At 69.9% G+C, this 6,060-nt stretch carries 6 protein-coding genes and 1 pseudogene; 5 read left to right on the top strand and 2 right to left on the bottom strand.

Features of this window, described 5'->3' with window-relative positions:
- The 5 genes and pseudogenes from ABZZ04_RS39105 to ABZZ04_RS39085 all read left to right on the top strand — a co-directional run.
- A pseudogene (locus ABZZ04_RS39105) lies at positions 1-189 on the top strand (ATP-binding protein); the annotation flags it as partial.
- 347 nt (positions 190-536) lie between these two features.
- Complete coding sequence (locus ABZZ04_RS39100) at positions 537-3,761, top strand: nitrate- and nitrite sensing domain-containing protein (protein ID WP_356937003.1); 3,225 nt, start codon at positions 537-539, stop codon at positions 3,759-3,761.
- Between the two features lie 10 nt (positions 3,762-3,771).
- On the top strand, positions 3,772-4,185 hold the full coding sequence (locus ABZZ04_RS39095) for a roadblock/LC7 domain-containing protein (RefSeq protein ID WP_266365203.1): 414 nt from the start codon (positions 3,772-3,774) through the stop codon (positions 4,183-4,185).
- A gap of 89 nt (positions 4,186-4,274) precedes the next feature.
- The gene (locus ABZZ04_RS39090) at positions 4,275-4,889 is read left to right on the top strand and encodes a DUF742 domain-containing protein (RefSeq protein WP_356937002.1); all 615 of its coding nucleotides are present in this window, start codon (positions 4,275-4,277) and stop codon (positions 4,887-4,889) included.
- Positions 4,870-5,451, top strand: a complete 582-nt coding sequence (locus tag ABZZ04_RS39085) for an ATP/GTP-binding protein (RefSeq protein ID WP_014048542.1) — start codon at positions 4,870-4,872, stop codon at positions 5,449-5,451. Before ABZZ04_RS39090 ends, ABZZ04_RS39085 begins: the two co-directional genes overlap by 20 nt.
- A 159-nt stretch (positions 5,452-5,610) precedes the next feature.
- On the opposite strand, the gene ABZZ04_RS39080 is transcribed toward ABZZ04_RS39085, so the two are convergent.
- Positions 5,611-5,814, bottom strand: a complete 204-nt coding sequence (locus ABZZ04_RS39080) for an acyl-CoA carboxylase subunit epsilon (protein WP_148839502.1) — start codon at positions 5,812-5,814, stop codon at positions 5,611-5,613.
- Positions 5,815-5,880: 66 nt separating this feature from the next.
- On the bottom strand, positions 5,881-6,060 hold a 180-nt coding region (locus tag ABZZ04_RS39075; protein ID WP_356937001.1), incomplete at its 5' end, for a carboxyl transferase domain-containing protein.

Below are 6,060 nucleotides of genomic sequence, written 5' to 3'. Positions count from 1 at the left end.
GGGCTCCCCTTCGTCATCGCCCTCAACGGCTTCGACGGACACCAGCCCTACACCCCCGACGAGGTCCGCGAAGCACTCCAGATCGGCCCCGACACACCGATCATCACGACGGACGCGCGGCACCGCGCGGACGCCAAGAGCGGTCTGATCACGCTCGTGGAGCACGCCCTCATGGCGCGCCTCAAGTAGGCGCAAGTCGGTATTTCCGTACGGCAGTTGCCGTAGTCAAACGGGGGTGGACTGTGTCCTTTGACACGATCCGCCCCCGTATTCATAACGTTTCGACAGAGAATTGCCCCGCGTTCGACACCGGATGCATCCGAGTGGTGTCACTGCGCTCACATGAGCCCCGCCTTTTGACGGGGCTCGCTGTTTATGTCCGTTTTATCTGAGGTCTGCGCCACTCGGAATGACAGGTTCCGACTGTTTGGAACGCAACCGGTCCCCGTGCTGGAATTCGTCGAACTCCGGAGTAGTACGACCCTGAACGAAACACGGCACAGCGTAGGTGCCGACGCCGAGAGGTTGTTGGTCGAGTGAGGCGAAGCAACGAGGGCGCCACGGCGCAGCAGGAGCGGGGCAATTTCACTCCGCCGACGCCCGCCGCCGCGACGCCGTCCGCCGGTGCGGCGGTGTCCGGCGGCAGCACCAGCCGTCTGGCGCCCCGCAACTGGCGGGTGCCCACCCGGCTGAACGCCATTCTCCTGATCCCGGTCCTGGTCGGCCTGGTCATGGGCGGTTTCCAGGTGAAGGGCTCGATCGACACCTGGCGCGAGGCGCAGGACGCCGAGAAGACCGCTCTGATCGTGCGCGCCGCCGCCGAGTACGGCCAGGCGCTGCTCAACGAGCGCGACCTCTCCGCCCAGCCCCTGCTGTCCAACGAGCGCGACGCCGCGGTCATCGACCGGGTCCGGGCCACCACCGACGCGGCCGGGGAGAAGTTCGACCGGGCCGTGAAGGACCTGCCCGGCAAGCAGGGCCTCGAACGGCGGCTCCAGCTGTTCCGGCTGGAGGAGCCCAAGCTTCCCGAGCTGCGCAAGGCCGCCTTCTCCGAGGCCATGGACCCGGTGCGGACGGAGGAGGGCTACATCCAGGTGCAGCACTCCCTGATGGAGTTCTGCAACGAGTTGGGACTCGGCACCGGCAACATCACCAGCTACGGCCGCACGGTCTACGCAATCGAGCTGGCCAAGGCTGCAGAATCGCTTCAGCGCTCCATCGGCATGCACCTGCTGGTGCGGCCGAGCCAGAAGAGCGCCACGTTCGACGCCCAGGTCAAGGCGTTCGGCTCGTACAACTACCTGGAGACGATCGCACTCGGCGAGTTCCTCTCCGGCGGCACCGAGGCCGACGCGACCCGGCTGAAGCAGGTCATGACCGCGAAGTCGCAGGAGGCCGCGGAGAAGCTGAAGGCGGCCGGGGAGAAGGCCGGACGGTCGGGAACCCCGTTCGTCGCCCCGCCCAGCGTCGACGGCTCCGTCTTCGACGGCATGGTCCAGCAGATCGGACAGGGCAAGTCGCCCGAGAAGCTGGCCGAGAAGGGCATCACGCCCGAGACCTGGATGGTGGCGGCCACGGCCAAGTTCGACGGCTACACCACGGTCGAGAACGAGCTCGTCGACAAGGCCGTGACCGAGGCCGCGGAGATCTCCGCCGAGGCCAGGAACGACGCCGTCGTGAACGCCGCCGTCGTGCTCGTCTCCCTGCTCGCCGCCTTCATCCTGGCCGGCCTCATGGCCCGGCAGATGAGCCGCTCGATGCGCCGGCTGCGCACCGCCGCCTTCGGCATCGCCGAACAGCGGCTGCCGGCCCTGGTCGACCAGCTCTCCAGGACCGACCCTGGCCGGGTGGACACCCGCGTCCAGCCGATCCCGATCGACAGCCACGACGAGATCGGCGAGGTCGCCCGCGCCTTCGACCAGGTGCACCGCGAGGCCGTCCGGCTCGCCGCCGAGCAGGCCATGCTGCGGGGCAACGTCAACGCGATCTTCACCAACCTCTCGCGCCGCAACCAGTCGCTGATCGAGGGCCAGCTGACCCTCATCACCGACCTGGAGAACAACGAGGCCGACCCGGACCAGCTGGAGAACCTCTTCCGCCTGGACCACCTGGCCACCCGCATGCGCCGCAACGGCGAGAACCTCCTGGTCCTCGCGGGCGAGGAGCCGGGGCGCCGCTGGAACCAGCCGGTCCCGCTGGTCGACGTGCTGCGGGCCGCCTCGTCCGAGGTGGAGTCGTACGAGCGCATCGAGCTCTCCGGGGTGCCGGAGACCGAGATCCACGGCCAGTCCGTCACCGACCTCGTGCACCTGCTGGCCGAGCTGCTGGAGAACGCCACCACCTTCTCCTCGCCGCAGACCAAGGTGCGGGTCACCGCGACCCGGCTGCCGGACGGCCGCGTGATGATCGAGATCCACGACAAGGGCATCGGCCTCACCGGCGAGGACTTCGCCGACATCAACCACAAGCTGGCCAACCCGCCGACCGTGGACGCCGCGGTGTCGCAGCGGATGGGTCTGTTCGTGGTCGGCCGGCTCGCCGACCGGCACGGCATCCGGGTCCAGCTGCGCCCCTCGGGCGAGCAGGCCGGGACCACGTCGCTGGTCATGCTGCCGGACGCCATCACCCACGGCGGCGGCGGCGAGCCGGTCCCCGCCTCGGACGACTTCACGGTCTCCTCGATCATCCCGGAGCAGCAGGGCTTCGAGCAGCAGCCCCAGTCCGGGGGGATGCGCACCGCGGCGGAGCTCGGCTTCGACGACTCGCGCTACGAGCAGCACCCGGCGGGGGCGGCACAGCTGGACCCGGTGGGCCGTTCCCTGATGCGCGAGGAACGCCGTGCGGCGCTGGGCGCGCAGACCGCCGGCGAGCACCCGCAGTTCCCGCAGGGGCAGTACGCCGAGGGCCAGTACCCGGCGCACGGCTACGGCCAGGAGCCCCGGCAGGAGCAGTACGAGCAGGAGCCGTACGAGCAGCAGGCCCCGCAGCAGGAGCAGTACGGCCGGGCCCCGCAGGAGCGGTACGAGCAGGCCCCGTACGAGGGCGGCTACGACCCCTACCGCGGTGACGCGGGCTTCGCCGAGCAGCCCGGTCAGGGTCTGGCCGACGGCTATACGGAAGCCGCATATGCCGCTGGCGAAACTGCTCAGCCGCCCCACGGGGAACAGTTCGCTCCTCCGCCCCACCAGGAGGACTGGTCGAACCAGGACGCCCACCAGGGTTCCTACGGTCCGTCGGCCCAGGTGGAAACGGAATCTGCGCCGAGCCTCCCCGCCGAGTCGCCGCAGAGCGTAGGCTTCGACCGTCCGGGGCCCACCCCGAACTCCGGCCACGAGCTGACCGAAGCCGGTCTGCCGCGCCGGGGCGGCCAGCAGCACTGGCAGCCCACCGGCCGCGGCAACAGCCGGCCCGCCGCGCAGCAGCAGCCGCGACAGCAGGAGGAACTGCCGCCGCAGCCGTCGCCCGCGCAGCAGGACGGTGACGGTGCCGACGACTGGCGCTCGGCGAACGACGAGCGCTGGGAGCGGGCCGAGAAGCTCCGGGAGCCGAAGGCGGGCGGGGTCACCTCGTCCGGTCTCCCCCGGCGGGTGCCCAAGGCCAATCTGGTCGAGGGCACGGCTGAGCAGACCCAGCAGGGCGGCCCCCAGGTTTCCCGCGCCCCCGAGGACGTCCGTGGCAGGTTGAGCAACCTGCGGCGGGGCGTACTCCGGGGACGCAGCGCGGGTTCGGACGACAGTAATACCTACGACCAGGAGCGTTAGTGTGAGCCCGATGAGCCAGGCGGCGCAGAATCTGAACTGGTTGATCACCAACTTCGTGGACAACACCCCCGGGGTGTCCCACACGGTGGTGGTCTCCGCCGACGGACTCCTGCTGGCCATGTCCGAGGGATTCCCCCGCGACCGCGCCGACCAGCTGGCGGCCGTCGCCTCCGGCCTGACCTCGCTGACCGCGGGCGCCTCCCGCATCTTCGAGGGCGGCGCCGTGAATCAGACGGTTGTGGAGATGGAGCGGGGATTCCTCTTCATCATGTCCATCTCGGACGGCTCCTCGCTGGCCGTCCTCGCCCACCCGGACGCCGACATCGGCCTGGTCGGGTACGAAATGGCCCTTCTTGTCGACCGCGCGGGCAACGTCCTGACCCCGGACCTCCGCGCCGAACTCCAAGGAAGTCTTCTTAACTAATAGACAGACAGTGCGTTTCGCGCCACCGCACCATAAAGTGCGGTGGCGCGGCCCCACTGGGATCGGGACCGGCAGGCGGAGGAGGAATCGTGACAACACCCCCAGGCGGACACCAGTACGACGGTGGCCAGAACGTATCGGGTGAGCACGGGGACAACCGGTTCAACTTCCCCTCCGCGCCCAGCAGACAGGGCGCCCAGCAGCCCTACCGGCAGCCGCAGCAGCCCCAGCAGCAGCCACAGGGCACCCAGCAGGCCCCTGGCTGGCCCTCGCAGCGCCCCCACCGCTACGACGCGCCCCAGGCCCCCCGCATTCAGCCAGTGCAGCCGCGGCAGGCACCCGAACCGGCCGCGCCCGCCGCGCACAATCCTCTGGTCCGTCCGTACGCCATGACAGGTGGCCGGACCCGACCGCGCTACCAACTCGCCATTGAGGCGTTGGTCAGTACCACGGCTGATCCGTCCCGGCTGCAAGGGCAGTTGCCCGAGCACCAGCGGATCTGCCGGCTGTGCTTCGAGATCAAGTCGGTCGCCGAGATTTCGGCACTGCTCTCGATCCCGCTCGGCGTTGCCCGGATCCTCGTAGCCGACCTGGCCGAGGCCGGACTCGTCGCTATCCATCAGCCCGGCGGCAACGAGTCCGCCGGCGGCCAGCCAGATGTGACACTGCTCGAAAGGGTGCTCAGTGGACTTCGCAAGCTCTAGCGGCGGAGCAGCCCGCTCCACTACCTCGGCGAAGATCGTGGTGGCAGGGGGCTTCGGCGTGGGTAAGACCACGTTCGTCGGTGCCGTCTCGGAGATCAATCCGCTGCGCACCGAAGCCGTGATGACGTCCGCCTCGGCGGGCATCGACGACCTGACGCACACCGGGGACAAGACCACCACCACGGTGGCCATGGACTTCGGTCGCATCACCCTGGACCAGGACCTGATCCTGTACCTCTTCGGTACGCCCGGACAGGACCGCTTCTGGTTCATGTGGGACGACCTGGTCCGCGGCGCCATCGGCGCCGTCGTCCTCGTCGACACCCGCCGCCTCGCCGACTGCTTCCCCGCCGTCGACTACTTCGAGAACAGCGGGCTCCCCTTCGTCATCGCCCTCAACGGCTTCGACGGACACCAGCCCTACACCCCCGACGAGGTCCGCGAAGCACTCCAGATCGGCCCCGACACGCCGATCCTGACGACGGACGCGCGGCACCGCGCGGACGCCAAGAGTGCGCTGATCACGCTCGTGGAGCACGCCCTCATGGCGCGCCTCCGCTAGCCGGTCCGCAGGACCTCCCCAAGCCGTCCCCGGTCCGGGGCGGGCCCGCTCCCGTGCCCGCCCCGGACCGGGGACGGAACGTTTCCGGACCATGTGCACACACGCGTGGGGCCCCGCACTCCCGAAGGAGTGCGGGGCCCCACGCGTGGAAGCGTCCTGTCAGCCCTGCCAGGAGTGCGGGGCGCGGAAGCCCGGCGTGCGCTCCAGGCGGCGCCATCCGGCGGTGCTGCGGCCCCGGTGGGCGGGGGCCGCGGCGGGCTGGGCGGCTGCGCGGGCGAGCAGGACCGCGGTTATCGCGGCCAGCTCCTCGGGGTCGGCAAGGCCCTTCTCGACTCGCAGCACGGACTCGGCGGCAGTGCTCATGGGTTGTTTCTCCGTCTTCTCGGCAGGTCTTCGCGGGCTCGGCAGCGGTGCTGCGTGCTCTGCGGACTACTGCGGGGGGTTGCCGTGCTTGCGGGACGGCAGGTCGGCGTGCTTGTTGCGGAGCATGGCGAGCGAGGCGATCAGCACCTCGCGGGTCTCGGCGGGGTCGATGACGTCGTCGACCAGTCCGCGCTCGGCCGCGTAGTACGGGTGCATCAGCTCGGCCTTGTACTCCTTGACCATGCG

Origin of the sequence: Streptomyces sp. NPDC006435 (genome assembly GCF_040612315.1) — a bacterium.
Lineage (GTDB): Bacteria > Actinomycetota > Actinomycetes > Streptomycetales > Streptomycetaceae > Streptomyces.
The sequence above is the reverse complement of the archived record's forward strand: the minus strand, read 5'-3'. Positions and strand labels throughout refer to the sequence as shown.